The organism is Ascidiaceihabitans sp. (assembly GCF_039986515.1).
In the GTDB taxonomy this organism is placed as follows: domain Bacteria; phylum Pseudomonadota; class Alphaproteobacteria; order Rhodobacterales; family Rhodobacteraceae; genus Ascidiaceihabitans.
This window is the reverse complement of sequence record NZ_JBDWQO010000015.1, coordinates 189,907-216,128: the sequence shown is the minus strand read 5'-3', so window position 1 is coordinate 216,128 and position 26,222 is coordinate 189,907. Positions and strand designations below refer to the sequence as shown.

Sequence of the window (26,222 nt, the reverse complement as noted above, 5' to 3'; positions counted from 1 at the left end):
CTCCTGATTCAGAGCTTCAATGTTGTTCCGCTTTGGAAAGGTGTGTTCAAGGAATCGCACTTGGCGGGGAAAATGCGCATCTAGTCGTGAGATTGCTGGCGCCCTTGCAGTCACGTATCTGTTTATTGTTTTGCATTGCGCGCACTCTATTTTGTGTAGTGTCGCAACACAAAGAGGATCTGAACCATGGATATTTCACGTCGCCAAGCTTTGCTGGCAGGGGCCGCGTTGCCTTTGGCCGCCGCTCCGACCCTTACTTTGGCGGATGGGCATTCTGCCACCTCCATGCCCACGCACCGCGATTTTTCGCTGGGCGACTTCAAGGTCACGACACTGCTGGTCGGAAGTCGCAGTGTCGAAAACCCGCAGAATATCTTTGGTATGAACGTTGACGCAGACACCTTTAACGAAGTCAGCGCGGCGAACTTCCTTGGTACCGACGCGGCGCAATTCTTCTTTACACCGACGGTTGTGAACACCGGGTCTGAAGTGATCCTGTTCGACACGGGTTTGAATGCCGCTGGCACAACGAAAGCTTTAAACGCTGCAGGATATGATGCATCGGACATCAGCCATGTTGTGCTGACCCACATGCACGGCGATCACATCGGCGGTTTGACGGATGCGGATGGCGGTGAAACTTTCGCAGGTGCGGCCTATGTGACCGGTCAGGTGGAATACGATGCTTGGGCCAAGGCGGAAAACGAAGGTTTTGATGCCAAGGTAAAGCCGCTTGCAGAAAAGATGAGCTTTATCAAAGGAGGTGACGCGGTGCGATCTGGCATTACAGCGGTCGAAGCCTTTGGTCATACGCCTGGTCACATGACATACATGCTGGAAAGTGGCGGCAAGCAGTTGCTGCTGATGGCGGATGCCGCGAACCACTATGTTTGGTCGCTGGCTTATCCCGATTGGGAGGTCAAGTTTGACATGGATAAAGCCGCAGCGGCGCAAACGCGCAAAACGCTGATGGATATGGCGTCGGCGGATCGCTTCCCGTTGATTGGTTATCACATGCCATTCCCGGGTCTCGGATACGTGGAAACGCGCGGCGAGGGTGGCTATCGCTATGTGCCGCACAGCTATCAGTTGATCTGATCCGGTGTTTTGAATGTGAAAAAGGCGGACCATTTCGGATCCGCCTTTTTTTGCGTACTTATGGTGTGCGCTTAGCCGAACACGCGCCCCAAGGCACCGTCCACCGCGCCGAGGATCTGGTCGATGTCATCTTTGGTGGCGATCAACGCAGGCGAGAAGCATAGCGTGTTGTTTTTGCCCGGAAGCGAACGGTTTGTCGCACCGATGATTACGGCTTGTGACATGCAGTCTTTCACAACCGCTTGCACCATGGCCTCGGCTGCGGGTTCACGTGTGCCGCGATCCGCTACCAATTCCGCACCAACAAACAACCCTTTGCCTCGCACGTCACCGATGATTTCGTGCTTGTCTTGCAGGGCCTTAAGTTGATCGACCATGTAGTGGCCCATATCAACCGTGTTCTGCAGCAGGTTTTCGTCTTCGATGATTCGCATGTTTTCGATCGCCGCCGCTGGACCGGCTGTGCAGCCGCCAAAGGTGGAAATGTCGCGGAAATAGCTGAGGTGATCTGACGTGTCTTCTTTGAACAGGTCGAACACTTCTTCTGTGGTCACAAGGCAAGAGATCGCCGCGTAGCCCGACGCCACACCTTTGGCCATCGATACCATGTCGGGTTGGATGCCGTAGTGCTGGTAGCCGAACCATTCACCTGTCCGGCCTACGCCACACACGACTTCGTCGATGTGCAAAAGGATGTCGTATTTTTTGCAAATCTCAGCAACACGCGGCCAGTAGCCTTCGGGGGCTTCAATGACGCCGCCGCCTGCTGTGACGGGTTCAAGGCAAAGTGCACCAACTGTGTCGGGGCCTTCGCGCAGGATGATCTCTTCGATCTGGTTGGCGGCCCATTCGCCGTAGTTTTCCACCGGTGCGCCGTCCTGTTCGTGCTTGCGGTACTCAAGGCAGTGCGGCACGCGGATGAAACCGGGTGTGAAAGGGCCGTATTGTGCGTTGCGTTCGTCTTGGCCACCGGCGGACAGGCAGGCGATTGTTGTGCCGTGATAGTCGCGGTCGCGGTACAGAATCTTGTGCTTTTTGCCGCCATAGCGGGCATGTGCGATCTGGCGCACCATTTTGAAGGCTTTTTCGTTCGCCTCGGAGCCGGAGTTCGCATAATACACGCGGCTCATGCCGGGCATTTTGCTGATCAGCTTTTCGGCAAACAATGCGCCCGGAATGGAACCTACTGTGCCGCCAAAGAAGTTCATTTTCACAATCGCGTCGCGTACCGCATCGCCCATTGTTTCGCGGCCATAGCCCACGTTGACGGTCCAAACACCGCCGGATACCGCATCAATGTGTTCAATACCCTTTTGGTCCCAAACACGCAGGCCTTTGCCTTCGACGATAATTTTAGGATCAGCACCTGTGAAGAACGGTTGGTGCTGGGTCAAATGATGCCAAACATTTGCGCGATCGGCTTCGACAACGCGGCTGATATCGTTTTCGTTAAATGTACCGTCCATGATGGCGTGCTCCAAATTGTAGGGTGGTAGGCGAATTGAGCGCACACTGCGCCTGTCTACTCACTTAAAAACAGCGATTCCAATATGATCAGTAGGGCCAGAATTGCAATCCCTGTATATCCAGACCGTGGGCAATAACTGGACAGGTCGGGGTCAAAACGTCCAAAAATCAAGCGATTCCAAGGTAATTCAAGGATCAACCACCGGATGGAAAGATGAATGTAGTGCGTTCGTTTTGTGAAATGTGACACGAAAAGCGTTGAAACCAAGCGGATAATCGGTTGGGATCATTCCAGCGCTGGGATGGCTGCACAAAGCTTTTTTAGCTCGACGTGTCAAAAGATCGGCACGTAATGACAAGAGTGTCGCAAAACGCGTCACCAAACGGGAGACTACTATGACTTTTAAAACAACTCTGAAAAGCGCAGTCGCGGGTCTGGCACTTGTTGCTGGCGCACAGGCAGCGTTCGCAGACGGCCACGGCGAAATCACCGTTGGCTATTTCCTCGAGTGGCCAATGCCATTCCAGTTTGCCAAAGAAACCGGCATGTATGACGAAGCCCTTGGCGTTAAAGTGAACTGGGTCAGCTTTGACACAGGCACAGCAATGTCCGCTGCAATGGCGTCCGGCGACGTGCAAATGTCCGTCAGCCAAGGCATCCCACCTTTCGTTGTGGCAACATCCGCGGGTCAAGATCTTCAGGTTCTGGACGTTGCTGTTTCCTATGCTGACAACGACAACTGCGTTGTTGCTGCCGCTTTGGAAATCGACAAGGATTCTGCTGGCGAACTGGCTGGCAAAAAAGTTGCCGTTCCTTTGGGCACAGCCGCACACTACGGCTTCCTGAAGCAAATGGAGCACTTCGGTGTATCTTTGGACAGCCTGGAAGTTGTCGACATGGCACCAGCCGAAGGCGAAGCCGCCCTGAGCCAAGGTGCCGTTGACATGGCTTGCGGTTGGGGTGGTGCATTGCGCCGCATGACCAACTCAGGCAACGTTCTGCTGACAGGTGCGGAAAAAACAGCATTGGGCATTCTGGTATTTGACGCAACAACAGGGCCAACGTCCTATGTTGCCGAAAACGCCGATCAGGTTGCCGCGTTCTTGAGCGTGACAGCAGCAGCCAACGCAATGTGGGCTGATGAAGCCAACCAAGCGAAAATGTTGCCAGTGATCGCAAAAGACGCCGGTATGACCGAAGATGACGCGGCCTCCACGCTGTCAACATTCGTCTTTCCAACAGTTGAAGAGCAGCTGTCTGGGGCATGGTTGGGCGGCAACGCAGCAACATTCATGAAAGGCGTTGCAGACGTCTTCGTTGCAGCTAAGTCCATCGACGCGGCAAAAGCGTCATATGAAGACAACGTAAACGCAGGCCCATTGGGTCAGTAAGCTTACGTCCTTCGGGGCGGGCACCTGTCATGGGTGCCCGCCCTTCTACGCCCGAGGTTGCGGGCAATCATCCTGGCAAGAGGGGGACACCTGTGACCGGGCTTCTCATGGAAAATATTTCAATGCGTTTTGACTTGCCCAACGGCGGGCATGTGCAAGCGCTTAAAAATGTCTCATTGGACATCAAATCCGGCGAACTGATGAGCGTGCTTGGCCCATCGGGCTGCGGCAAAACTACACTTTTGAACATCGTTGCGGGCTTTTTGGCCCCGACCGAAGGCAAAATCATTTTGAATGGCAACACTGTGACAGGCCCAAGCCCGGAACGTGGCATGGTCTTTCAACAAGGCGCTTTGTTCGAATGGATGACGGTACGTGAAAACGTGTCTTTCGGTCCCGACATGAAGGGCGTCAGCCGCGCGGAAAGCAAAGAGAATGTAGAACACCTTCTTGAAGTGGTCGGTTTGCAAGACTTCAAGGAAAAGGCGATTTACGAACTGTCCGGCGGGATGCAGCAACGTGTGGCTTTGGCCCGTTGCCTTGCCAACGATCCTGATGTGATTTTGATGGACGAACCCTTGGGGGCTTTGGATGCTTTGACTCGTGAAAAGATGCAAAGCCTTGTGTTGGACCTGTGGAAAGACACCGGCAAGACCATCATCTTGATCACGCACTCCGTTGAAGAGGCATTGCTGCTGGGTGAACGCCTGTTGGTGATGGCCCCGCGCCCCGGCCGTGTGCACAAAGAATATCGCTTGCCGTTTGCCGGACTTGGTGTCGGAAACGATCTGCGTGAAGTCAAAAAACACAAGGATTACGCCAGCACGCGTGAGGAAATCCTGGAAATGATCTGGAGCATGGAAGAAGAAATCATGGGCCGGACGGAGGAAAGCGCATGACTGGTTTACTCGTACTTGCCCTTTATATCGGGGCGTTCTTTGGCTCTTTCTTGCTGGCCAAGAAAATTTTTGCCAGCGCCTTTGAAAAGAAAGGCTTCAATCGCCTAAAAACCGTTACTTTTGGCGATGAAAGCGCGATCACTGCAAACCGTGTTGCATCTATCGTGTCCGTGATCACTGTGTTTTGGCTTTGGGTGGCGTTTACCAACTCTGTCATTCCATTGCCAAAGTTTCCGGGTCCGTATTCCGGTGATATGACATTCACATACACCGCGCAGCTTGAGGACGGATCGACCGACGATGCAACCGTGACCATGCGCGTCTATCGTGAAGACATTCAGCAAACGGTGGATGCCGAAGGCAACCCGGGGCGCGAACCATCCGCCGCCGAAGTCGAACCGGGCGACGGTTTTGCCAAGAACGACACTTTGACCGTGGCACGTTACGGTTTCAAGGTGGTCAATGTCTGGGGCAACGATGAGGTTTCAAAGAAAGAGGGGTCCAAGATTGTCGCCCTGAATGGTGAACCCATCGCGCCGGGTGAAAAAGTATCCGTACCCGAAGGCACCATTGGTCTGACAGACAAGGGCACTCCAACCTTTGCCCCTGCCACCGGTTTGCGTATGGCGCGTCTTTACCTGCCTGCGCCAGAACTGGTGTTCGCCCGCTTTATCAAGCTGAATGTGGAAGGCTATCAGGGATACAAGCTGTGGGAACACACCGGCTATTCGCTGTTCCGCGTTTTGGTCGGCTTTTTGCTGGGTGCTTTGGTCGGTGTTCCTATTGGCTACGCTATGGGTCTGACGGGTTGGGCGCGTGGGTGGTTTGACCCTATCGTCGAATTCATGCGGCCTATCCCGCCATTGGCTTTGATTCCGCTGATCATCATCTGGTTCGGGATCGGAGAAAACGGTAAGATCGTTCTGCTGTTCCTGGCTTCTTTGTGGATCATGATCATTGCTGCGCGTTCTGGCGTGTCGGGGGTGGCCATTGCCAAGGTCCACGCCGCCTATTCACTGGGTGCATCCAAGTCGCAAATCCTGACTAAGGTCATTGTCCCCAATTCCCTGCCTGACATCTTTACAGGTGCACGTGTTGCGATGGGGGTTTGTTGGGGTACGGTGGTTGCTGCTGAACTTGTTGCTGCGAACGTAGGTCTTGGTAAGATGATTGTTACAGCGTCCAAGTTCCAGCTGACCGACATCATCATTGTCGGGATCGTTGTGATCGGTCTTATCGGCTTTGCGATTGAGGTCGGCATGCGCAAACTGGAAGGCTGGCTGATCCCATGGAGAGGCAAGGTCTAACCTGCTCCGCATTTCCAAAGAATAAAGCCGTGCCTTAGGGCGCGGCTTTTTTATGTCTGACAGTTGGGCATTAAAAAAGGTGGGGTGAACCCCACCTTACTGACCTTTGGCGGTAAGGTGCACCTTGGTGCACCCGCCCCCCCCGTTTAGGAATGGTCTTTGTAGTTGATTTCAGGCGTGTCCTTGCCAGATTTTTCGCGGCGCACCACAAGACGGTTCAGCGCATGAACGTAGGCTTTGGCTGATGCCACAACGGTATCCGTGTCCGCAGATTCGCCCGTCACGATCCGCCCGTCTTCTTCCATGCGCACCGACACGGTGGCCTGAGCATCCGTGCCTTCGGTCACGGCATGCACCTGATACAGCTGCAACCGTGCTTCATGAGGAAACAGGGCTTTGACCGCGTTGAATGTTGCATCCACAGGGCCGTCGCCAGTCTGGGTTGATGAGGATTCCACGCCATCGATTTCCATCACCAGATCGGCCTGTTGCGGCCCTTCTGTGCCACATTGCACACGCAAGGATTTGACCTTGATCCGCTCGATCTCCGGATCATCAGAGGCCCGCATCAACGCCACGACATCATCGTCGTAAACTTCCTTTTTGCGGTCAGCCAGTTCCTTGAAGCGCACAAACACATCGCGCAATTGATTGTCACCGACCTCAAAGCCAAGGTCTTCCAGTTTGGCCCGCAAGGCCGCGCGGCCCGAATGTTTGCCCAGCGGCAAAGACGTGCCAGACAGGCCCACGTCCTCGGGGCGCATGATTTCGAAGGTTTCGGCATTTTTCAACATGCCGTCCTGGTGGATACCACTTTCATGGGCAAAGGCGTTCTTGCCCACGATGGCTTTGTTGAATTGTACGGGAAAGCCCGACACCGTCGCCACACGGCGCGAGATGTTCATCAGCTTGCGCGTGTCGATGCCCGTCTGGAAGGGCATCAGATCGTTGCGGACCCTCAAAGCCATCACCACCTCTTCCAAGGCGGTGTTGCCCGCGCGTTCACCCAAGCCATTAATCGTACATTCGATCTGGCGGGCACCGGCTTCTACGGCGGCCAAGCTGTTGGCCGTCGCCATGCCAAGGTCGTTGTGGCAGTGGGTGGCGAAAATCACATCCTGCGCACCGGGAATTTCCGCGATCAGTTTTGCGATCAATTCAGCACTTTCGCGCGGCGCGGTGTAGCCCACGGTGTCGGGGATGTTGATGGTGGTGGCCCCCGCCTTGATGGCGATTTCGATAACGCGGCACAGATAGTCAAATTCTGTGCGTGTCGCGTCCATGGGCGACCATTGCACATTGTCACACAAGTTGCGGGCGTGGCTGACGGTTTCGTCGATGCGCACAGCCATTTCGTCCTGGGTCAGGTTAGGAATGGCGCGGTGCAGCGGCGATGTGCCGATGAACGTGTGAATGCGCGGTTTGGCCGCGTGTTTCACCGCCTCCCAGCAGCGGTCGATGTCGCCTGTCTGGGCGCGGGCCAAGCCGCAGATCACCGAATTGACGCTGCGCTCTGCAATCTCGGAAACCGCGTTGAAATCCCCTTCGGAGGCGATGGGAAAGCCGGCTTCGATGATATCGACGCCCATTTCGTCCAAAAGTCCGGCGATTTCGATTTTTTCTGCGTGGGTCATAGTGGCGCCCGGGGATTGTTCCCCGTCGCGCAAAGTTGTGTCGAAGATGACGACTTTATCTTGCGCATCGGTTTGCGCAGCTTGGTCTTGCGTGTTTGTCATTTGAATTCTCTTTTTTGTCCTGATCCGTGGCGCGCTATTCTGCCTTGTTATGGGCTACTCCTCTGAGCGGGCGCGCCGAAGGACACGCTCAGAGGCGGAATAGGATCAGTAGGCCGCATAGGGACGCTGCGCTGGATGCGCGGGCGTTCAAGGTATGTGCGGTCTGTGTCATAGCCTCCGTTATACCGAGGCTTTGGTAAATGAAAAGTATGTTTTTGCAGAGCACCCCAACCCGTCTTGTTCTGAGGTCACATGAGAAGGTACAATTTTTGCCACAAACATCGTTGAACAGCGGCATCTTTCGGCTAGTTCTCTGATCATGAACAGGGTTTTAATTTTAGGCGCGTCTGGCGGCATTGGTGCTGCATTGGCGCATGCTTACACGGCACAAGGCGCGGATGTCGTTGGGCTTTCGCGGTCTGTTGACGGCTTTGATGTGACGGACCCGCACAGCGTTGCCCTGCATCTGGGCGGTTTGCAGCAAAGCTTTGATCGTGTTGTTGTGGCCACGGGTGCATTGGAAATTGCAGGAGCGGTACCAGAAAAAACCATAAAGGGATTGTCCGCAAAAACTATGGCCGATCAGTTTGCATTGAATACCATTGGTCCCGCCCTTGTTTTGTCGCACGCGCATCGTCTTTTGCCGCGTGATCGTCGCGCCGTATTCACAGTGCTTACCGCCCGCGTCGGATCAATTGGTGACAACCGTATGGGCGGATGGATCAGTTACCGCGCGGCCAAGGCCGCCGCCAATCAGGTCGTGCGCACCGCAGCCATTGAACTGGCCCGTAGCCATCCCCGAAGCTGCATTGCGGCGCTGCATCCGGGCACGGTTGAAACAGCCTTTACGCGTAAATATCTGGCCCGCCACCCTTCTGTTCCAGCAGATGAGGCCGCGCAAAACCTGATCGCAGTGATGGATGGGCTCACACCGGATCAAAGCGGTGGATTTTATGATTATTCTGGCAAGCAGGTGGCATGGTGACACGATTGATTTTGGTGCTGGGCGACCAGCTGAGCACGACTTTAAGCGCATTGGCGCAAGCGGACCGTGACACGGATGTGGTCGTCATGGCAGAGGTCAAAGCCGAAGGCACCTATGTGCGTCACCACCCCAAGAAGATCGCGTTGATCCTGGCGTCGATGCGTAAATTTGCGGCTCAATTGCGGGCAGATGGCTGGCAGGTGGCCTATTCGGAACTGGACGACACCGACAACACCCAAAGCGTCGTGGGCGAACTGGTGCGGCGTGCCGCCCAATATGGCGCGTCTCAAGTGCTTGCGACCGAACCCGGCGAATGGCGTCTGATCGAGGCGCTGCGGGATGCACCTTTGCAAGTCAGTGTTCTGCAAGACGATCGTTTTTTGGCGTCTCATGCGACATTCGAGGCATGGGCCGAGGGGCGCAAACAGTTGCGGATGGAATATTTCTACCGCGACATGCGCCGGACCACAGGGTTGATGATGGAGGGCGACAAACCCGCGGGCGACAAGTGGAACTTTGACCACGACAACCGCAAACCCGCGCCCAAAGATGTGACCATCGGCGGGCCTTTGGTCTTTGAACCCGACGCAGAGGTCAACGCGGTGCTGGATCTGGTTGAAGCGGAATTTGGCGATCACTTTGGCCAGTTGCGTCCGTTTTCCTATGGCACCACGCGGGCAGAGGCGCTGCGGGCCTTGGATCATTTTGTGGCCCATGCCTTGCCCCGTTTTGGTGATTTTCAGGACGCGATGCTAAGTGATCACCGCTTTTTGTATCACGCTGTTCTGTCGCCGTATCTGAACATTGGCCTGCTTGGCCCGCTTGAGATTTGCCAAGCGGTTGAACAGGCTTGGAAAGACGGCCACGCCCCGATCAATGCCGCCGAAGGGTTTATCCGCCAGATTATCGGTTGGCGCGAATATGTGCGGGGCATCTATTTTCTGGAAGGCCCCGATTACACGACGCGCAATGTGCTTGAGCAAACAGCAGACCTGCCGGCCCTGTATTGGGGCAGCGAGACGAAGATGCGCTGCCTCTCCAAGGCCGTTGAACAGACCGACGTGGAGGCCTATGCCCATCATATCCAGCGCCTGATGGTAACGGGTAATTTTGCGTTGCTGGCGGGGGTCGATCCGCGCCATGTGCATGAATGGTATCTGGCCGTTTATGTCGACGCGTTTGAATGGGTCGAAGCGCCGAACACCGTGGGCATGTCCCAGTTTGCCGATGGCGGGATCATCGCCTCCAAGCCCTATGTGTCGTCGGGGGCCTACATCAATCGCATGTCGGACTACTGCAAGGGGTGCCACTATAAGGTTGCCCAAAAGACCGGCGAGGGGGCATGCCCCTTCAATCTGCTGTACTGGCACTTTCTGGACACCCACCGTCCGCGCTTTTCCAAAAACGCGCGGATGGGGAACATGTACCGCACCTGGGACCGTATGGACGAAGAGAAACGCGATGTGATCTTGCGTGAAGGGCAGGATTTTCTGGACCGTATGCGGGCCGGAGAGGTGGTCTAGGCGATCTAACCGTCCTGCTTTAGGGCGCCGTTTTCCCATGTGCCTTCAGCTTCTTCGCCGGTGGAATAGCGCATGGTGCCTGTGCCTTGGCGCTTGCCCTGTTTGAAGGTGCCTTCATAGATGTCGCCATTGTCATAGGTTGCGGTGCCTTGGCCGTCGATTTCGCCGGCATTCCATTCACCTTCATATTGAAAGCCGTTGGACATGATGATTTTGCCCGTGCCGTGGCGCTGCCCGTCTTTGAAGGCGCCCTCGTAAACTGTTCCATCGGGGTAGGACGCTTTGCCTGTGCCGTGGCGTTGGCCATTCAACCAATCGCCTTCATAGCGGTAACCATCGGCGTAGGTCATCACGCCTTTGCCGTGGTTGCGGGCATTCCGGAAACCGCCTTCGTAAACGACACCGTTGGTGTAGGTGGCTTTGCCTTGGCCCTCGATCACACCTGCAACCCAGTCGCCTTCGTAGGTGTTGCCGCCCTTATAGATGATTTTGCCGGTGCCTTCGGCCAAATCATCGCGAAATGTGCCCTCGTAGATAGAGCCGTCGGGGTAGGTCACGCGGCCCTGACCTTCGATCTGACCTGCAACCCAATCACCTGAATAGACATAGCCATCGTTGCCGGTGAAGGTACCTGTGCCATGGCGCTGGTCATCTGCGAAATCACCGACATATACATCACCGTTGGCGTAGGTGACTTTGCCATTGCCCTGACGGCGGCCTGCCACAAGGTCGCCTTCGTAAATGTCGCCATTGGGTTGGGTCAGTTTGCCTTGACCGTCGATTTGCCCGTCTTTCCAAAGGCCCACATAGACCAAGCCGTCAGGCATGGTCAGCGTGCCGGTGCCTGCGCGTTTGCCGGCAACAATCTGGCCGTCATACACAGCGCCATCAGGATAGGTGATTGTGCCAATGCCTTGTTTGACGCCGTCGATCCAGTCGCCTTTGTATTCGTAGCCGCCGGGGCTTTGCATGACGCCTTTGCCGTGGTGCTTGGCGTTGCGAAACGTGCCTTCGTAGCGCACGCCGTTGGCGTAAAGTGCCACACCTTGACCCATAATCGCACCGGACAGCCAATCGCCTTCATAGGTGCCGCCGTCGGCAAAGGTGATTTTGCCAAAACCCTCGGGTTTTCCTTTGGAAAACTCGCCTTCATAGACAGAGCCATTGGGGAAACGCGCGACGCCTGCGCCTTTGATCTCGCCCTCTTCCCAAGTTCCGGAATACTCATAGCCGTTGGGCAAGCGGTAGGTGCCTTGCCCGTGCTGCAAGCCACCTTGGAAGGTGCCTTCATAGATGCCGCCGTCGTCGTATTGTTTGGTCAAGACTTGACCGTCCTGCGCCAAGGCAGGTGCAGACAGAAGGGCAAAAGCAAGAATCGCGTGTTTAAAGGTCATATGGCACCTGTCGTTTGAAGCTGAACCCTAAAAGATGGGCCGTGCTGCGGCAACGCCTTTTGCGCAATTGCGCCCTTGCCCTTCCACTTTGTGATGCATCTGCTAGATCAGGCATAAGTTTTGACGCAAGAGAGACCGGATATGGCAGATACGTTTCGCATCACTTTGGGGCAGTTGAACCCGACAGTTGGCGACATCGCAGGCAACGCGGCACTGGCACGGGACGCGTGGGATCAGGGCAAAGCGGCGGGGGCTGATCTGGTGGCGCTGCCTGAAATGTTCATCACGGGCTACAACGCGCAGGATCTGGTGATGAAGCCTGTGTTTCGGGATGCTGCTTTGGCGGCGATCGAGGCTTTGGCAGCAGACTGTGCCGACGGACCAGCCTTGGCGATTGGCGGACCCTTGTTTGAAGATGGCAAGCTATACAATGCCTACTTCATTTGCCGCGGCGGCAAGATTGCTTCCAAATCCCTGAAGCATCACTTGCCCAACGAAACCGTCTTTGACGAGGTGCGCGTCTTTGATGCGGGGCCTTTGGGGGGGCCGTATTCCGTAGGCAACACACGGATCGGATCGCCCATTTGCGAAGACGCATGGCACGAAGATGTGGCTGAGACGCTGGCAGAAACAGGGGCCGAATTTTTGCTGGTGCCCAACGGTTCACCCTATTATCGCGGCAAATTCGACACGCGTATGAACCATATGGTGGGCCGTGTGATCGAGACGGAATTGCCGTTGATTTATCTGAATATGGTCGGTGGTCAGGACGATCAGGTCTTTGACGGGGCGTCTTTTGCATTGAACCCCGGCGGGGCGCTTGCGGTGCAACTGCCCGCCTTTGACAGCGTGGTGGCCCATGTCGATCTGGAACGCGGGGCCGAAGGCTGGCGCGTCGTGGAGGGCGAGAAGGCCACCCACGCGGATGAATGGGAACAAGATTACCGCGTTATGGTGCAATCTTTGCGGGATTATATGCGCAAGACAGGGTTCAAAAAGGTTCTTTTGGGCATGTCGGGTGGCATCGATTCCGCGATTGTGGCCACGATTGCCGTTGATGCGCTTGGTGCTGAAAATGTGCGCTGTGTGATGCTGCCGTCTGAATATACATCGGAAGAGTCTCTGGAAGATGCCAAAGCCTGTGCCAACGCCATAGGGGCGCATTATGATTTTGTGCCGATCAGCGAAGGGCGGCAGGCCATCACAAACACGCTTGCGCCGTTGTTTGAAGGCACCAAAACGGACGTCACCGAAGAAAACATCCAGTCCCGTTTGCGTGGACTTTTGTTGATGGCACTGAGTAACAAGTTTGGTGAAATGCTGCTGACCACAGGCAATAAATCCGAGGTCGCGGTGGGCTATGCCACGATTTATGGCGACATGTCTGGTGGCTATAATCCGATCAAGGACCTGTATAAAACCCGTGTGTTTGAAACGTGCCGATGGCGGAATGAAAACCACCGCGACTGGATGATGGGTCCTGCAGGGGAGGTGATCCCGGACCGGATCATCACCAAACCACCGACGGCAGAGTTGCGGGAAGACCAAAAAGACAGCGACAGCTTGCCAGATTATCCCGAGCTGGACGCGTTGTTGGAGCTTTTGGTGGACCGCGAAGCGTCCATCGCTGATTGTGTGGATGCAGGATTTGAAAAGGCCACGGCGGAACGGATCGAGCATCTGATCTATATCAGCGAGTACAAACGCTTTCAGTCCGCGCCGGGTGCGCGTCTGACGCCACGCGCCTTCTGGCTGGACCGCCGCTATCCAATCGCAAACCGGTGGCGCGACCGCTGATGCCGCGTGGTGCGCCACAGGCACACCTTACGGATGACGCGTTGACCGTTCGCGTCAATCCAAAGCGATTTCGTACCATCATATGGACAAGCCTGATTCTGGGCACCTTCTTTGCAGGGGGAGGTTTTGTGATTTTGGTGTGGGGGCAAGAAGGGCGCGGGTTTGGGGTGGCTGTGTTCTTGCTTGGGGCGCTGTTTTTGTATCTGGGTGCGATAAACTGCGGTATTTCCCGCGCACGTCCAGTTGCGTTGCGGTTGGATGCCAACGGGGCGTCCGGCTACTATGTTCCCTCTGTCACTTGGGATGAGGTTGCGATGATCGGTGTTGATGGTGCGGACAGCGGTGCCAGTCTGGTGTTTCGGTTGCATGATGTGCAAAAACTGCGGGCCCGCCAGAAAACAGCGTGGGCACGGTTTGGAACCGTTGCCACAGGCCCGCAAGGGTGGCACCTGCGTGTGCCCCAGCTTGTCATGGATGTACCGGTTTCAGATCTTTACGCACATGCGCAGAAACTCCACGCAGTAGCAAAGTAAGGCGTGGCTTGCCGCGCCAAGGCGCAGCTTACGGTGTTGTGATTTGCTTTCGCCCCTCCGCTGTCAGACCGTGCTCTCATGAAACGTATATTCTTTGCTATGACAGTGGCTTTTATCGCAACGTCTGCTGACGCATGCGGCCCTGACACAGATTGCGTGCTGGGGGATCGCCACTACCGTATCGCCATGCCCGAAGATCATGACGGTGCCACACCGGTCGGGGCGATTGTGTTTGCGCATGGGTATCGTGGATCTGCACATGGCGTGATGCGCAACATGTTTATGCGCCGTTTGGTGTCGGACATGGGACTTGCATTGATTGCGGGCAAATCACTGGACGAAGACTGGGTGTTGCCCAACAGCCCGTCGCATTTTGACAGCGATGGCCAACAAGAGATCGCGTATTTTGAGGCCGTTTTGACGGATGCCACAGAGCGCTTTGCCATTGACCGGGACCGTATGATGATGACGGGGTTTTCGGCAGGGGGGATGATGGTTTGGAACCTGGCCTGCGCAAAGCCTGATCTGTTTGCGGGCTTTGCTCCGATTTCCGGAACGTTCTGGTTGGAACCACCCGCCACCTGCGCGACCCCCGTGACCAGTGTGATCCATATCCACGGCGACGCGGATAAAACAGTGCCACTGGACGGGCGTGCGATCCGGCACACCAGACAAGGCGCAGTGGATCAATCGTTAAGTATGTATGCGCAGCAGGGTGATTTCGCGGCTGCGGAACATGCGACTTTTGGCGATTTGCGGTGTGAGAGCAAAGAAAATGCGACAGGGGAAGTGTTGGAATTTTGCCTCTTTGAGGGCGGTCATTCCTTTCGGGTCGCGTTTTTGAAGCATGCTTGGGATCGACTAAAGACGGCAGGGCGGCTGTGACGGGGTAAGGTGCGCCTTGGCGCACCACGCGGCCCCTTCGGAACTGGACAATGCAGCGCCCGTATGACAAGCCTCGCGCCGATAGGAGACCTTGTCCATGACCACCACCCGTTTCGCCCCATCGCCCACAGGCTACCTGCACATCGGCAACCTGCGCACGGCTTTGATGAATTATCTGATCGCCCGCAAAGCAGGCGGCACATTCATTCTGCGCATTGATGATACGGATCCGGAGCGGTCTGAGGAAAAATATGTGGACGGCATCAAGCAGGATCTCGAATGGCTTGGGCTGCACTGGGATCGGGTAGAGCGCCAGGGCGAACGGATGGACCGTTATGCCGAAGCTGCGGCCAAGCTGCGCGAAATGGATCGCTTCTACGAGGCATTTGAGACGCCAACCGAGCTGGATCTGAAGCGCAAAAAACAACTGAACATGGGAAAACCGCCAGTCTATGACCGTGCGGCTTTGGCGCTTGGCGCAGCGGACCGTGACGCTCTGCGGGCAGAACGCGGCGACGGGGTGTGGCGTTTCAAGCTGGACCATACACGCATCGAATGGGCCGATGGTGTCTTGGGTGATATTTCAATTGATGCGGCATCCGTGTCGGATCCGGTCCTGATCCGTGGTGACGGGCAGGTGCTATACACCATCGCCTCTGTTGTGGATGACATGGAGATGGGTGTCACAGATGTTGTGCGTGGTTCTGACCACGTCACGAACACAGCCACTCAAATCCAGATCATCGAAGCGTTAGGTGGCACGGCCCCGCGCTTTGCACACCATTCACTGTTGACCGGACCGCAGGGCGAGGCGTTGTCGAAACGGCTGGGAACACTGGCGCTGCGCGACTTGCGCGAGGCCGGTGTGCAACCCATGGCGCTTTTGAGCCTTATGGCGCGTTTGGGATCTTCTGATCCGGTTGAGTTGCGTATGGATATGGCTGAACTGGTGGGTGGTTTCGATATCAGCCGCTTTGGATCTGCCCCCACAAAATTCGATGTTGCAGATGTTTACCCTTTGACGGGGCGCTATTTGCAGGCGTTGCCACTGGATGCTGTGGCCGACGACATTGCGGCGCTTGGCGTGCCTGATGATATGGCGGATCTGTTCTGGACCGTCACACGCGACAATATCTCGACTTTGAAAGATCTGTCGGGTTGGTGGACGCTGTTTTCCAAAGGTGCAGACCCTGTTATCGACGATGAGGATGCCGATTTTGTAACGCAAGCCTTGGGGTTGTTGCCCGAAGGTCCGTTTGATGCAACCACATGGGGCACATGGACTGCGGCGGTCAAGGAAGCCACCGGTCGCAAGGGCCGTGGTTTGTTCATGCCACTGCGTAAGGCACTGACTGGTCAGGCACATGGCCCGGATATGTCCGCTGTCATGCCGCTTTTGCAGGTGGTGAAGGCACGTTCCTGATCTGGCTTGATCAGGTCCGACCTTATCTGGCGTTGTACGCGTAGCCCCTGTCGGATGCCTCCGGCGGAGGTTTATTGAGCGAGATGAAGTTGGATCGGATGGTGCATGGCAGGTGAACAGGCGAAATTTCTAAATGGAAATCTGTTTTCCCATGTGACTGTCATGTCATTGACCGCCTCCGTTGGTCTGATGGCTGTCTTTTTAGTCGATTTCGTCGATATGATTTTCATTTCGATGCTTGGCAAAGCGGAGCTTGCGGCGGCCGTTGGCTATGCTGGTGCAATTTTGTTTTTCACCACGTCTTTTGGCATTGGCATGGCGATCGCAGTCGGCGCTTTGGTGGCTCGTGCACTTGGTGAAGGAAATGTGGAACTTGCCCGTGGGCGCACGGCCACCGGACTGCTGTATGGCGTTGTTTTCGGAGTGTTTTTTGGCATCGTGGTGTGGCTCAATCTGCGCGGCCTTGTTACGCTTCTGGGCGCGACCGGAGACACTGTTGATCTTGCGGTAAGTTACTTGCGCATCATTGTACCATCTATGCCTTTGCTGGTGATCGGTATGATGGGGGGCGCGGTGTTGCGGGCCTATGGCGATGCGCGGCGCGCCATGATGGCCACCATATATGGCGGCCTTGTGAATGCCATTTTGGACCCCATCCTGATTTTTGGCCTGGACCTTGAATTGACGGGTGCTGCCGTTGCCTCTGTCATTGCGCGGGTTGCCATTGCAGGCACATCATTGTTGCCGATTATACGCCACCACGGCGGCATCACTTTGCCCCGTGCTGCAGATCTATCGCGGGATTTCAGCCCGATTTTGGCGATCGCGGCGCCTTCCATCATGACCCAGCTGGCCACCCCCATCGGTCAGGCCATCGTCACCCGCAACATGGCGCAGTTCGGCGAAGATGCGGTTGCAGGCATGGCCATTGTTTCGCGTATCGTGCCCGTGGCCTTTGGCGTGTTGTTTGCCTTGTCTGGTGCTGTGGGGCCAATCATTGGCCAAAACTTCGGGGCAAAAGACTATGGGCGTGTGCGTGGCGGCTACAATGCGGCTTTGCTGTTCGCGGCCATCTTTACGGTTTTGGTGTCAGCCCTTTTGTTCCTGTTGCGCGGGCCAATACTGGCTTTGTTCAATATGGACGGTGTCGGCGCTGACCTCGTTTTGGTGTTCTGTGGTCCCATTGCGCTGCTGTTTTACTTTAACGGGGTTCTCTTTGTCAGCAATGCAGCCTTCAACAATTTAGGGCACCCGTTTTATTCCACATGGATGAATTGGGGGCGCAACACCTTTGCGATGTTGCCCTTTGTTTGGTTGGGGGGATTGTGGCTTGGACCAGAAGGCGTGTTGTGGGGCCAAGCAGCTGCAGGCGTTGTATTTGGGATCGTGTCGTGGCGCCTTGCGGTGCGTGTCATTGCCAAAGACAGCGGAGAACTGCCACCGCGGGGACCGTTCGCACGGCAACGCAGCCTGTTAGAGATTTTGCACTTGCGCCGATAAACCATGCAGATGGTGATCCACCAGCGCGGTTTCAGATGCGCTGAGCGACTGTGCGCGAGGGTACAGCGGCGACGCGCGATCGTTCAGGATCGGGGTGGACCAACCGTCTGTTGTGTCAAAGAAATCGGCGACGCCCTGCGTGCCAAACACACGCAAGTACCCTTGCACCACAACGTCCAGATAGCTCAGTAAAATGCGATGATCGCCGCCGGACCGCATGTCTTCCGGTGGAACGGCGTAGACGGCAATGTCATGCGGGGCGCGGTCTACGGTGACTGCGTCTGTTGCCGGTACGCGGGCGTATCCGCTTTCACGCAGGTCAAGCGCTGCCCAGTCGTTGTTGGGCACGGCTGCAATCAAACCGGCGATGCTGTGTCCCGGGGCCGGAACCCCCGTTAGAAACACGATGTCGCGCAGATCCGTCCGCACCCATGCCCGACGCCATCCATGTAGCGTCGCAGGGCGTGCGTGTGGGTAAGAATGGGTGTCGGTGTTTACAAGGCTGCCATAGCCGAAAAAATGTGGATCGCTCATTCTTTGGCACGTAGCACTTGTGCAGGCCGCGCCGCAAGAGGCGCCCACGCAAAGGCCAAACCCGCCAAAAGCGTGGCGATAACGCCGCCCGCGATGATCGCAATGGCGTTGGGCCAGATCACGTTGAAATCGGTTTCCATCACAAAGCGGCTGACGGCCCATCCCCCTGCGATGCCCGCGGCCAACGCCACAGCCCCCGCTGCAAAACCCAAAAGGGCTGCACGCAAGGCAAAGCTGCGCAAAATGCGCCCTCGTGAAGCCCCAAGCGTCTTAAGCACGGCTGCCTCGTAAGTGCGTGCTTTGGTGCCAGCCGCCGCCGCCCCGATCAAAACCAGAAAGCCTGTGATCAATGTGGCTGCTGCCCCGTATGATGTGGCCGCTGCAAGCCCCGCCAAGACATCCGCCACGCGGTTGATGGCATCGCGTACCCGAATTGCAGTGATGTTGGGGTAAGCCGTTGCCAGATCACGCAGGATCTGCGCTTCGGCGTTTTCGTCGGCGTAAACGGTTGAAATGAACGTATGCGGTGCCCCTTGCAATGCAGCCGGGTTCATCGTCAGGACAAAGCCCATTTCACCTGTTGAAAAATCAACATCGCGGAAGGAGGTAATGGTGCCCGTGATGTCACGACCCAAGACATTGATCGTCAACGTATCGTTTAACTTCAGGCCCATTTCTTCGGCCTCTTCAGCGGCGAAGCTGATTTGTGGTGGCCCAACATATCCTTCATCCCACCATGCGCCTTCGGTAATCTTGGTATTTTCTGAAGGGCGTTCGGCATAGGTGACGGCGCGGTCACCCTGAATGACCCAATGTTCGCCGGAATATTCCCGGGCCGGTGTATCGTTGATTTTGGTGATAACCCCCCGCAGCATCGGTGCGCTGTCGATGCGACTGACGGCAGGGTCGTTTTCCAGCCTTTCAGTGTAGCCGGGCATTTGATCGCGTTGAATGTCCACAAAGAAATACGATGGGGCCACGTCAGGCAGATTGGTTGTGATGGCGCCGCGCAAGTTGCCGTCGATTTGCCCGACAGCCGCCAACACGGACAGGCCAAGGCCCAGCGACAAGACCACGGATGCAGCCCCTTCGCGCGGACCCGATATAGAGGCAAGCGCCCACCGCAAAGCGGGCCGCCCTTTAGAGACCGCGGCGCCACGTCGGGATGTCCAGCGAATGATCACAGCCGTAACACTTAGCAGCAAAAGCGCCCCGGCGATTCCGCCAGCGGTCCAAAGCGTCAACCGCCATGTTCCTGAAAAGAACCCGGCCAACCCGATGAGGGCCGCAAGGCCCAGGCCCGTGAAAAAGATGTACTTGAGCGCTGGCAAGGCGCTTGAGGTGTCTACGCCATCCCGAAACAACGTCGCGGCCCGAACGTTTTCGGCGCGGGCCAATGGCCAAAGGGTAAAGACAAAGGCCGTCAGCAAGCCGTACAGCGCAGCTTCGGCTAGGGGGGCTGGATAAATGCCGATCTGGGACGGTATTGGCAAACGTGCCTCAATCAATGGGGCAAGGGCGGCAGGCACCAAAGCGCCCAGCGCCACACCGATGGCGATGCCCAGCAACGACAAGACCCCGATTTGGATGAAATATGTCTGAAATATCGTGCTGCGCTCTGCGCCAAGCGTGCGCAATGTTGCGATGACACCGGTTTTATCACTCAGATAGCTGCGCACTGCCGCAGAGACGCCGACGCCCCCAACAGCAAGGCCAGACAGCCCCACAAGCACCAAAAACGCGCCCAGACGGTTTACGAATTGCGCCACACCCGGCGCACCGTTGCGTGCATCGGTCCAGCGCATGCCGGTGTCTTCAAACCGCGCTTTTGCTGCGGTTTCAAGCGCTTCAAGGTCCGCGCCTTCTTCCAGCTTCAGGCGGTACTTTGTTTCGAACAAAGACCCCGACGTCAGCAATTGTGCATCTTTCAACGCCTCGGTGTAGACGATGGTACGGGGCCCAAGTGAAAACCCGCTGGCGGCACCATCGGGTTCGCGTGTCAGGATCGCGCGCAGGGTGAAGTCTTGGGTGCCTAATGCAAACGTGTCGCCGACGCTTAGGCCAAGGCGGTCGCTAAGCACACGTTCCATAACCGCGCCATAGTCTGCCAACGCCACATCCAGCGACATTTCGGGCATCAATCCGACGGTGCCAACCAACGGGTAGGCATCATCGATGGCTTTGATCTGGGTCAGGGCGCGTTCCTCGCCGACGACGGCCATAGACCGAAAGTCGGCTATTTCCGAAACGCGCGTCGCGGTGGTGTCCATCCATGCGCGTTCATCTGCGGTGGCGAACCGGTATGTGAAGTCCAGTTCAGCATCACCGCCCAAGATCGCGGCCCCTTCGCGGGCCAATCCGGCCTCGATCCCGGAACGAACCGATCCCACGGCTGCGATGGCAGCCACACCCAAAGCCAGACAGGCCAGAAAAATGCGAAATCCTTTTATGCCGCCACGCAGTTCGCGTTTGGCAAATTTGGCGGCTGTTGCAAGGCTCATTCTGCGGCCTGTGCCAGATCGGCAATGCGCCCGTCTTCCAGACGAATGACCCGGTCGCAGCGTGTCGCCAAGGCATCGGCGTGTGTCACCAGAACCAGCGTCGCGCCATGTTTGTCGCGCAACCCGAAAAGCAAATCCATAATGGCAGCCCCGTTGGAGCCGTCCAGATTGCCCGTAGGCTCATCTGCCAGCAGTATTTTGGGACGGGGTGCGGCGGCGCGTGCCAATGCAACGCGTTGCTGTTCGCCCCCCGACATTTGCGACGGGTAGTGCCCGGACCGATGGGCCAGCCCAACGGCGTCAAGCTCTGCCTCGGCGCGTTCAAAAGCATCACGTACCCCCGCCAGTTCCAACGGCGTTGCCACATTTTCCAATGCGGTCATCGTGGGGATCAAATGGAACGATTGAAACACGACGCCCATGTTGTCGCGGCGGAACCGTGCAAGGGCATCTTCGTTCATGGCCGTTAAGTCGTGACCCAAAGCGTGGATTGACCCGCCCGTCGCCATTTCCAAACCACCCATCAACATCAACAGCGATGATTTGCCAGACCCTGATGGTCCAATCAGCCCTACTGTTTCGCCAGATTGCACATCCAGCGAGATCCCATGCAAAATATCCACTCGCCCGGCATTGCCATCCAGTGACAGGGCCGCATTATTTAACGATAGGACTGGATTGGACATGCATGTGCGCCTTTATAGAGGTGTACGACTGGATATGGAGGCTGGATCACGATGCGCAAGGCAATTGCTGGAATTGTAATGAGTTTTTGGGCGTTTCCTGCATTCGCAGAGGGCGTGGTGATTGCCGCTTTGGGCGACAGCCTGACGCAAGGCTACGGCTTACAGCAGGCGGATGGCTTTGTGCCCCAGCTGGAAACGTGGCTGCAAGATCAAGGCGCCGAAGTCACGTTGATCAATGCGGGGGTGTCCGGCGACACAACTGCAGGGGGGGCAAGCCGCGTGGCCTGGACACTTACACCCGAGGTGGATGCGATGATTGTGGCCCTTGGTGGTAATGATTTGTTGCGCGGCATTGATCCTTCTGTTGGACGCGCAAATCTGGAATCGATTTTGCAAGCCGCCAAAGCTGCTGATGTCGCGGTTTTGTTGGTCGGGATGCAAGCGCCGGGAAATTACGGACCTGCATATAAAGACGCATTTGACGCAATGTATCCTGAGCTTGCGGCCCAATACGGGGCTTTGTTTCAGGATAGCTTTTTTGACGGACTGGGTGGCGCAGGCTTGGACCCCGCGCAGGCCCGTCCGTTTTTGCAAGACGATGGTATCCACCCCAATGCAGATGGGGTGAAGAAGATCGTTGAGGGCTTTGGTCCGAATGTTCTGGCGCTGATCAAAGCGGCGCAGGTGGCTGATGGGTCCTGAGCCTAGTCCGGGCGCACACGCGCTGCGGTTTTGTTGGCGAAGGCCTCAAGGCGTTCGCGCGACGCAGGCTGTGTGTTCACGATGCCCGCCAGCACGCTTTCGGAATAGGCTGCGTCCAGCGCCGACATGTTCTGCATGTGGCTGATGCCGGAACATATGGCAAAGTTTGACAGTGCTGGATTTTGGGCTGCCAGATGGGCCAGTTCCATCGCTTTGTCGTCGGTGTTTCCGTCGATCAGGTACTGGCATAGCCCCACTTCCATCGCTTCCTTCTGCTTGTAGACACGGCCTGTCAGCATCATGTCGATCATGCGCGCTTTACCCACAAGATCGGCAACGCGGATGGTCGCCCCACCACCAGTGAACAACCCACGCTGGCCTTCGGGAAGGGCAAAATACGTGCTTTGATCAGCAACCCGCACATGCGCGGAGGATGCCAGTTCCAACCCCCCGCCCACGACGGCGCCTTTCAGGGCAGCAATGATCGGCACGCCACCGTATTCCATCTTGTTGAACGCCTCGTGCCAGCGCAGGCACAGGTGCATGAAATCTTCGGGGCGGCGGTCCTCGACGTGGTGTTCTACCAGATCAAGACCGGCGCAGAAATGATCGCCTTCGGCGCGCAACACCACAGCACGCGCACCCATGCGGGGTAATTTTGAAAAGACTTCGATCAGCTCTTCGATGGTATCGGCGTTCAGGGCGTTGCGTTTCGCAGGGCGTGACAGCACGACCTGGACGACGCCGCTGTCGTCTCCTGATACGGTTAGGTTTTCCAAAGTGAAGGCGTTGAAATCTTGCATCGGAGGTCTCCGGGGTCAGTGTGATCTATGAGGTGATTAATTGTCTGACATTTGGCGCGTGTCCATCGCTATTTGCACCTTTCGTGCATGTCGACACCGTGCCGTGGCGGCATTTTTGATCAAACATCAACATGCAGGCATAAAATTGCCGCTTTTTGGTGGCAAAGGGACAATGACCAGCAGGTGACGCGCGACCAAAATGATCACCTCGGCATTGAGATGAAGGAGCTTGAGGCATGGACATTCTAACCTGGTTGGCACGCCCCACATGGCATTCGGAGCTGATCTTATGCGCCTTTGCGGTTCTCATTTTGTACATTGTGTTCCGGAAAAAAGGTGAGTTGTCGCGTCACGCTTTGGAAAACACCGTGGCGACCTTGCTGATCGGTGGCATTAATATTCTTGTAGCGATCGTGTTTTTGAAAGACGTGAACGCTTTCATGCAGTCGGCCTATGCTGCTTTGCATATCCCAACCCTTGATCCTTCCGTTTGGGATGCTTTGCCGCTTTGGGTTGTGTGTGTCATGGGCATTATCGCCAAGGACTTTGTGGACTATTGGAATCACCGTTTGATGCATACCAAATGGGGGTGGCCCACACATGCGGCGCATCATTCAGACACACATGTGAATGCGTTTACCGCAAACCGTATCCATTTTTTGGAAGCGATGCTGATGACCGCCAGCTACATCATTTTGTTGACGTGGTTGCAAATGCCAAAGGCGCTGCCGTTTGTGATTGCCTTTTACATCCTGCACACAAAGTATGTGCATATGGATCTGCCGTTTGAACATGGCATCTTCAAATACCTGATTGCATCGCCTGTTTATCACCGTTGGCACCACGCCGATGTGCCCGCAGCCTATGGTAAGAATTTGGCAAATGTCATGCCGATATACGATGTGATATTTGGGACTTACTACGAGGCTGGTAAGTGCAACGCGCCAATGGGGGCGCTGGGAACTGGGGTGCCGGACAAAAACGTATGGCGCATTTTCACATATCCGTTTGAAGAATGGGGGCGGCTGATCCGTGCCAGTTTGGCGGAACGCCGCGCCAAGGCCGATACAAATCCGTCTGAAACGGTAACCCGCTAAGTCCGCGGCTTTAAGGCCCTGCGCCCCTAAAAGAAATGCGCCAAACACAAAAACGGACGCCGTGGCGCCCGTTTCAAATCTTTTATCGCAGATCCGCTTACGCGAGGGCGATGTTTGTCGCGCTTTCGCGGTTGTCACGGCCAGCTTCAATATCGAAGGTGACTTTCTGGTTGTCGGCAAGACCTGTCAGGCCTGCGCGCTCAACGGCTGAGATGTGACAGAAAACGTCTTTGCCGCCGCCATCAGGCGCGATAAAGCCGTAGCCTTTTGTTGTGTTGAACCATTTCACGGTGCCAGTGGCCATCGTGTTTCTCCTTAGTGTGTCTGCCCGCAACATGCGGCAGGTCGGCAAAGTCGTCGCTGATCGAGGGGGACTGAGCCGTGAAGGAGCAGTGGTCGATAGGTTTAACGTCGCAATCCTAAAATGTGGACCCATACAGCCTAAATCAAGAAAAAAGCCCAAAAATAAGTGATTTTGCGGAGTCTTGCCGATTAGTGATTGTTTTTGTCTCATTGTTTTTGATTTTTCACGGAATGCGGGCTTAAATAAATTTACCAGTTGATAAAATTTTTATACCGTGCTTTGATTTTCGCTAAGTTCACTGCACACAGCCAAGACAGGGAGAGCCATGTCGCAGAATTCTTTCACGCCAGGTGTCGTCGCGGGGCGATTGGCACCAGATCAGTATCAAGACCAATTTTCAGACCTGCATCCGCCGTTACAAGATCATGAAGCGCTTGTTGCAGCGGATCGGTGCTACTTTTGCCATGACGCGCCGTGTATCACGGCCTGTCCTACAGACATCGACATACCGTTGTTCATTCGCCAGATCGCGACAGGCACGCCTGATGCGGCGGCAAAAACCATTTTAAGCCAAAATATCATGGGCGGGATGTGCGCCCGTGTGTGTCCCACGGAAGATTTGTGTGAACAGGCCTGTGTCCGTGAAGCCGCAGAAGGCAAACCGGTGCTTATCGGTCAATTGCAACGCTACGCGACGGATCATCTGCAAACTCAAGGCCTGCACCCATTTGAGCGGGCAACAGAAACCGGCAAAACCATAGCCGTTGTCGGGGCCGGTCCGGCGGGATTGTCCTGTGCGCACCGTTTGGCGATGATGGGGCACACCGTCACCGTCTATGATGCAAAATCCAAGGCGGGTGGGCTGAACGAATATGGCATCGCCAGTTACAAAACGCCCGGTGGATATGCGCAGGACGAAGTCGATTGGCTTTTGCAGATTGGCGGCATCGCAATTGAAACGGGCAAGGCGCTGGGCGACGGTCTGAGCCTTGAGGCGTTGCAAGGTGATCATGACGCTGTGTTTCTGGCCATCGGCTTGGGCGGCGTAAATGCGCTGGGGCTTGAGGGTGACGACAAAACGGGCGTTTTGGATGCTGTTGATTTCATCTCTGAACTGCGTCAGGCCAGTGATGTGGCACAGCTGCCTGTTGGTCGCGACGTGGTCGTCATTGGCGGGGGTATGACGGCGGTGGACGCTGCTGTGCAGGCCAAGTTGCTCGGGGCGTTGAACGTCACACTGGCCTATCGTCGCGGGCGCGACCGGATGAATGCAAGCGTCTATGAACAGGATCTTGCGGCCTCCAAAGGCGTTCGCATCATGACGCATGCGGTGCCCACGGCAGTGCATGGCAACGGCGCTGTGCGCGAGATCGAATTCGAATATGTAGACGACGCTATGGCGGGCACCGGTCAAACCATAAGACTGCAGGCCGACCAAGTGCTAACGGCCATCGGGCAGACGCTGAATGGAAGTGGGCTACCGGATTTGGATGGTCGCAAAATTGCCGTGGACGGCACAGGACGCACATCGCTTGATGGTGTTTGGGCTGGCGGTGACTGCGCAGCGGGCGGTGACGATCTGACCGTCACAGCGGTAGCCGAAGGGCGTGACGCTGCGATGGATATACACGCAACTCTGATGGGAGGCGCATAAGA

At 56.1% G+C, this 26,222-nt stretch carries 22 protein-coding genes; 14 read left to right on the top strand and 8 right to left on the bottom strand.

Annotated elements, in window-relative coordinates:
* Nucleotides 1–186: 186 nt before the first annotated feature.
* Entirely contained in the window at nt 187–1,098 is a 912-nt protein-coding gene (locus tag ABJL60_RS15635; RefSeq protein ID WP_348374546.1) for an MBL fold metallo-hydrolase, read from the top strand.
* Between the two features lie 71 nt (nt 1,099–1,169).
* Here the strand turns inward: ABJL60_RS15635 and ABJL60_RS15630 are convergent, their stop codons facing one another.
* Entirely contained in the window at nt 1,170–2,564 is a 1,395-nt protein-coding gene (locus ABJL60_RS15630) for an aminotransferase class III-fold pyridoxal phosphate-dependent enzyme (protein WP_348374545.1), read from the bottom strand.
* A gap of 397 nt (nt 2,565–2,961) precedes the next feature.
* On the opposite strand from ABJL60_RS15630, the gene ABJL60_RS15625 reads away from it, so the two are divergent.
* The 3 genes from ABJL60_RS15625 (at nt 2,962) to ABJL60_RS15615 (ending at nt 6,163) form a co-directional block, all read left to right on the top strand.
* Nucleotides 2,962–3,957, top strand: coding sequence for an ABC transporter substrate-binding protein (locus tag ABJL60_RS15625; RefSeq protein WP_348374544.1), 996 nt, complete (start codon nt 2,962–2,964; stop codon nt 3,955–3,957).
* Nucleotides 3,958–4,049: 92 nt separating this feature from the next.
* Nucleotides 4,050–4,856 carry an ABC transporter ATP-binding protein gene (locus ABJL60_RS15620; protein WP_348285654.1) on the top strand — a complete coding sequence of 269 codons (807 nt, stop codon included), beginning with the start codon at nt 4,050–4,052 and terminating at the stop codon, nt 4,854–4,856.
* Nucleotides 4,853–6,163, top strand: coding sequence for an ABC transporter permease (locus ABJL60_RS15615; protein ID WP_348285652.1), 1,311 nt, complete (start codon nt 4,853–4,855; stop codon nt 6,161–6,163). Before ABJL60_RS15620 ends, ABJL60_RS15615 begins: the two co-directional genes overlap by 4 nt.
* A 146-nt stretch (nt 6,164–6,309) precedes the next feature.
* Here the strand turns inward: ABJL60_RS15615 and ABJL60_RS15610 are convergent, their stop codons facing one another.
* Complete coding sequence (locus tag ABJL60_RS15610) at nt 6,310–7,899, bottom strand: 2-isopropylmalate synthase (protein WP_348374543.1); 1,590 nt, start codon at nt 7,897–7,899, stop codon at nt 6,310–6,312.
* A 319-nt stretch (nt 7,900–8,218) separates the two neighbouring features.
* On the opposite strand from ABJL60_RS15610, the gene ABJL60_RS15605 reads away from it, so the two are divergent.
* Both ABJL60_RS15605 and ABJL60_RS15600 read left to right on the top strand, forming a co-directional pair.
* Nucleotides 8,219–8,884, top strand: coding sequence for an SDR family NAD(P)-dependent oxidoreductase (locus tag ABJL60_RS15605; RefSeq protein WP_348374542.1), 666 nt, complete (start codon nt 8,219–8,221; stop codon nt 8,882–8,884).
* Entirely contained in the window at nt 8,878–10,407 is a 1,530-nt protein-coding gene (locus ABJL60_RS15600) for a cryptochrome/photolyase family protein (protein ID WP_348374541.1), read from the top strand. The genes ABJL60_RS15605 and ABJL60_RS15600 overlap by 7 nt, the downstream gene beginning before the upstream one ends.
* Nucleotides 10,408–10,412: 5 nt before the next feature.
* Here ABJL60_RS15600 and ABJL60_RS15595 read toward each other — a convergent pair whose 3' ends face one another.
* A complete protein-coding gene (locus ABJL60_RS15595; protein ID WP_348290643.1) occupies nt 10,413–11,801 on the bottom strand; it encodes a 2-isopropylmalate synthase in 1,389 nt (462 codons plus the stop codon).
* A 141-nt stretch (nt 11,802–11,942) separates the two neighbouring features.
* On the opposite strand from ABJL60_RS15595, the gene ABJL60_RS15590 reads away from it, so the two are divergent.
* The 5 genes from ABJL60_RS15590 (at nt 11,943) to ABJL60_RS15570 (ending at nt 17,939) form a co-directional block, all read left to right on the top strand.
* Entirely contained in the window at nt 11,943–13,598 is a 1,656-nt protein-coding gene (locus ABJL60_RS15590) for an NAD+ synthase (RefSeq protein WP_348374540.1), read from the top strand.
* Nucleotides 13,599–13,639: 41 nt separating this feature from the next.
* A complete protein-coding gene (locus ABJL60_RS15585; RefSeq protein ID WP_348374539.1) occupies nt 13,640–14,131 on the top strand; it encodes a hypothetical protein in 492 nt (163 codons plus the stop codon).
* A 78-nt stretch (nt 14,132–14,209) separates the two neighbouring features.
* Nucleotides 14,210–15,016, top strand: a complete 807-nt coding sequence (locus ABJL60_RS15580) for a prolyl oligopeptidase family serine peptidase (protein ID WP_348374538.1) — start codon at nt 14,210–14,212, stop codon at nt 15,014–15,016.
* Nucleotides 15,017–15,113: 97 nt separating this feature from the next.
* Complete coding sequence (gltX, locus tag ABJL60_RS15575; protein WP_348374537.1) at nt 15,114–16,439, top strand: glutamate--tRNA ligase; 1,326 nt, start codon at nt 15,114–15,116, stop codon at nt 16,437–16,439.
* Nucleotides 16,440–16,544: 105 nt separating this feature from the next.
* Complete coding sequence (locus ABJL60_RS15570; RefSeq protein WP_348374536.1) at nt 16,545–17,939, top strand: MATE family efflux transporter; 1,395 nt, start codon at nt 16,545–16,547, stop codon at nt 17,937–17,939.
* On the opposite strand, the gene ABJL60_RS15565 is transcribed toward ABJL60_RS15570, so the two are convergent.
* The 3 genes from ABJL60_RS15565 to ABJL60_RS15555 are packed head-to-tail and all read right to left on the bottom strand — an operon-like array spanning nt 17,913 to nt 21,660.
* On the bottom strand, nt 17,913–18,473 hold the full coding sequence (locus ABJL60_RS15565; RefSeq protein ID WP_348290631.1) for a gamma-glutamylcyclotransferase family protein: 561 nt from the start codon (nt 18,471–18,473) through the stop codon (nt 17,913–17,915). The two genes, ABJL60_RS15570 and ABJL60_RS15565, sit on opposite strands and share 27 nt — an antisense overlap.
* A complete protein-coding gene (locus ABJL60_RS15560) occupies nt 18,470–20,974 on the bottom strand; it encodes an FtsX-like permease family protein (protein WP_348374535.1) in 2,505 nt (834 codons plus the stop codon). The genes ABJL60_RS15565 and ABJL60_RS15560 overlap by 4 nt, the downstream gene beginning before the upstream one ends.
* Entirely contained in the window at nt 20,971–21,660 is a 690-nt protein-coding gene (locus ABJL60_RS15555; protein WP_348288061.1) for an ATP-binding cassette domain-containing protein, read from the bottom strand. Before ABJL60_RS15555 ends, ABJL60_RS15560 begins: the two co-directional genes overlap by 4 nt.
* Before the next feature lie 51 nt (nt 21,661–21,711).
* Here ABJL60_RS15555 and ABJL60_RS15550 point away from each other — a divergent pair, with 51 nt between their 5' ends.
* The gene (locus ABJL60_RS15550) at nt 21,712–22,362 is read left to right on the top strand and encodes an arylesterase (protein WP_348374534.1); all 651 of its coding nucleotides are present in this window, start codon (nt 21,712–21,714) and stop codon (nt 22,360–22,362) included.
* A 2-nt stretch (nt 22,363–22,364) separates the two neighbouring features.
* On the opposite strand, the gene ABJL60_RS15545 is transcribed toward ABJL60_RS15550, so the two are convergent.
* A complete protein-coding gene (locus ABJL60_RS15545) occupies nt 22,365–23,165 on the bottom strand; it encodes a crotonase/enoyl-CoA hydratase family protein (protein ID WP_348288057.1) in 801 nt (266 codons plus the stop codon).
* 236 nt (nt 23,166–23,401) lie between these two features.
* Between ABJL60_RS15545 and ABJL60_RS15540 the strand changes: the two genes are divergently transcribed.
* Nucleotides 23,402–24,262: a sterol desaturase family protein gene (locus tag ABJL60_RS15540; protein WP_348374533.1), complete on the top strand. Its 861-nt coding sequence runs from the start codon at nt 23,402–23,404 to the stop codon at nt 24,260–24,262.
* A 97-nt stretch (nt 24,263–24,359) separates the two neighbouring features.
* Here the strand turns inward: ABJL60_RS15540 and ABJL60_RS15535 are convergent, their stop codons facing one another.
* Nucleotides 24,360–24,566, bottom strand: coding sequence for a cold-shock protein (locus ABJL60_RS15535; RefSeq protein WP_108829669.1), 207 nt, complete (start codon nt 24,564–24,566; stop codon nt 24,360–24,362).
* Nucleotides 24,567–24,891: 325 nt separating this feature from the next.
* Here ABJL60_RS15535 and ABJL60_RS15530 point away from each other — a divergent pair, with 325 nt between their 5' ends.
* Nucleotides 24,892–26,220 carry an NAD(P)-dependent oxidoreductase gene (locus ABJL60_RS15530; protein WP_348374532.1) on the top strand — a complete coding sequence of 443 codons (1,329 nt, stop codon included), beginning with the start codon at nt 24,892–24,894 and terminating at the stop codon, nt 26,218–26,220.
* Nucleotides 26,221–26,222 lie beyond the last annotated feature (2 nt).

Excerpts from the sequence above, each read along its gene's own strand:
- ABJL60_RS15560 (WP_348374535.1), bottom strand. The coding sequence starts at position 20,974 with ATGAGCCTTGCAACAGCCGCCAAATTTGCCAAACGCGAACTGCGTGGC.
- ABJL60_RS15545 (WP_348288057.1), bottom strand. The coding sequence starts at position 23,165 with ATGCAAGATTTCAACGCCTTCACTTTGGAAAACCTAACCGTATCAGGA.
- ABJL60_RS15550 (WP_348374534.1), top strand. The coding sequence starts at position 21,712 with ATGCGCAAGGCAATTGCTGGAATTGTAATGAGTTTTTGGGCGTTTCCT.
- ABJL60_RS15630 (WP_348374545.1), bottom strand. The coding sequence starts at position 2,564 with ATGGACGGTACATTTAACGAAAACGATATCAGCCGCGTTGTCGAAGCC.
- ABJL60_RS15610 (WP_348374543.1), bottom strand. The coding sequence starts at position 7,899 with ATGACAAACACGCAAGACCAAGCTGCGCAAACCGATGCGCAAGATAAA.
- ABJL60_RS15565 (WP_348290631.1), bottom strand. The coding sequence starts at position 18,473 with ATGAGCGATCCACATTTTTTCGGCTATGGCAGCCTTGTAAACACCGAC.
- ABJL60_RS15605 (WP_348374542.1), top strand. The coding sequence starts at position 8,219 with ATGAACAGGGTTTTAATTTTAGGCGCGTCTGGCGGCATTGGTGCTGCA.
- ABJL60_RS15625 (WP_348374544.1), top strand. The coding sequence starts at position 2,962 with ATGACTTTTAAAACAACTCTGAAAAGCGCAGTCGCGGGTCTGGCACTT.
- ABJL60_RS15535 (WP_108829669.1), bottom strand. The coding sequence starts at position 24,566 with ATGGCCACTGGCACCGTGAAATGGTTCAACACAACAAAAGGCTACGGC.
- ABJL60_RS15615 (WP_348285652.1), top strand. The coding sequence starts at position 4,853 with ATGACTGGTTTACTCGTACTTGCCCTTTATATCGGGGCGTTCTTTGGC.
- ABJL60_RS15540 (WP_348374533.1), top strand. The coding sequence starts at position 23,402 with ATGGACATTCTAACCTGGTTGGCACGCCCCACATGGCATTCGGAGCTG.
- ABJL60_RS15600 (WP_348374541.1), top strand. The coding sequence starts at position 8,878 with ATGGTGACACGATTGATTTTGGTGCTGGGCGACCAGCTGAGCACGACT.
- ABJL60_RS15590 (WP_348374540.1), top strand. The coding sequence starts at position 11,943 with ATGGCAGATACGTTTCGCATCACTTTGGGGCAGTTGAACCCGACAGTT.
- ABJL60_RS15595 (WP_348290643.1), bottom strand. The coding sequence starts at position 11,801 with ATGACCTTTAAACACGCGATTCTTGCTTTTGCCCTTCTGTCTGCACCT.
- ABJL60_RS15555 (WP_348288061.1), bottom strand. The coding sequence starts at position 21,660 with ATGTCCAATCCAGTCCTATCGTTAAATAATGCGGCCCTGTCACTGGAT.
- ABJL60_RS15570 (WP_348374536.1), top strand. The coding sequence starts at position 16,545 with ATGGCAGGTGAACAGGCGAAATTTCTAAATGGAAATCTGTTTTCCCAT.
- ABJL60_RS15530 (WP_348374532.1), top strand. The coding sequence starts at position 24,892 with ATGTCGCAGAATTCTTTCACGCCAGGTGTCGTCGCGGGGCGATTGGCA.
- ABJL60_RS15580 (WP_348374538.1), top strand. The coding sequence starts at position 14,210 with ATGAAACGTATATTCTTTGCTATGACAGTGGCTTTTATCGCAACGTCT.
- gltX (WP_348374537.1), top strand. The coding sequence starts at position 15,114 with ATGACCACCACCCGTTTCGCCCCATCGCCCACAGGCTACCTGCACATC.
- ABJL60_RS15635 (WP_348374546.1), top strand. The coding sequence starts at position 187 with ATGGATATTTCACGTCGCCAAGCTTTGCTGGCAGGGGCCGCGTTGCCT.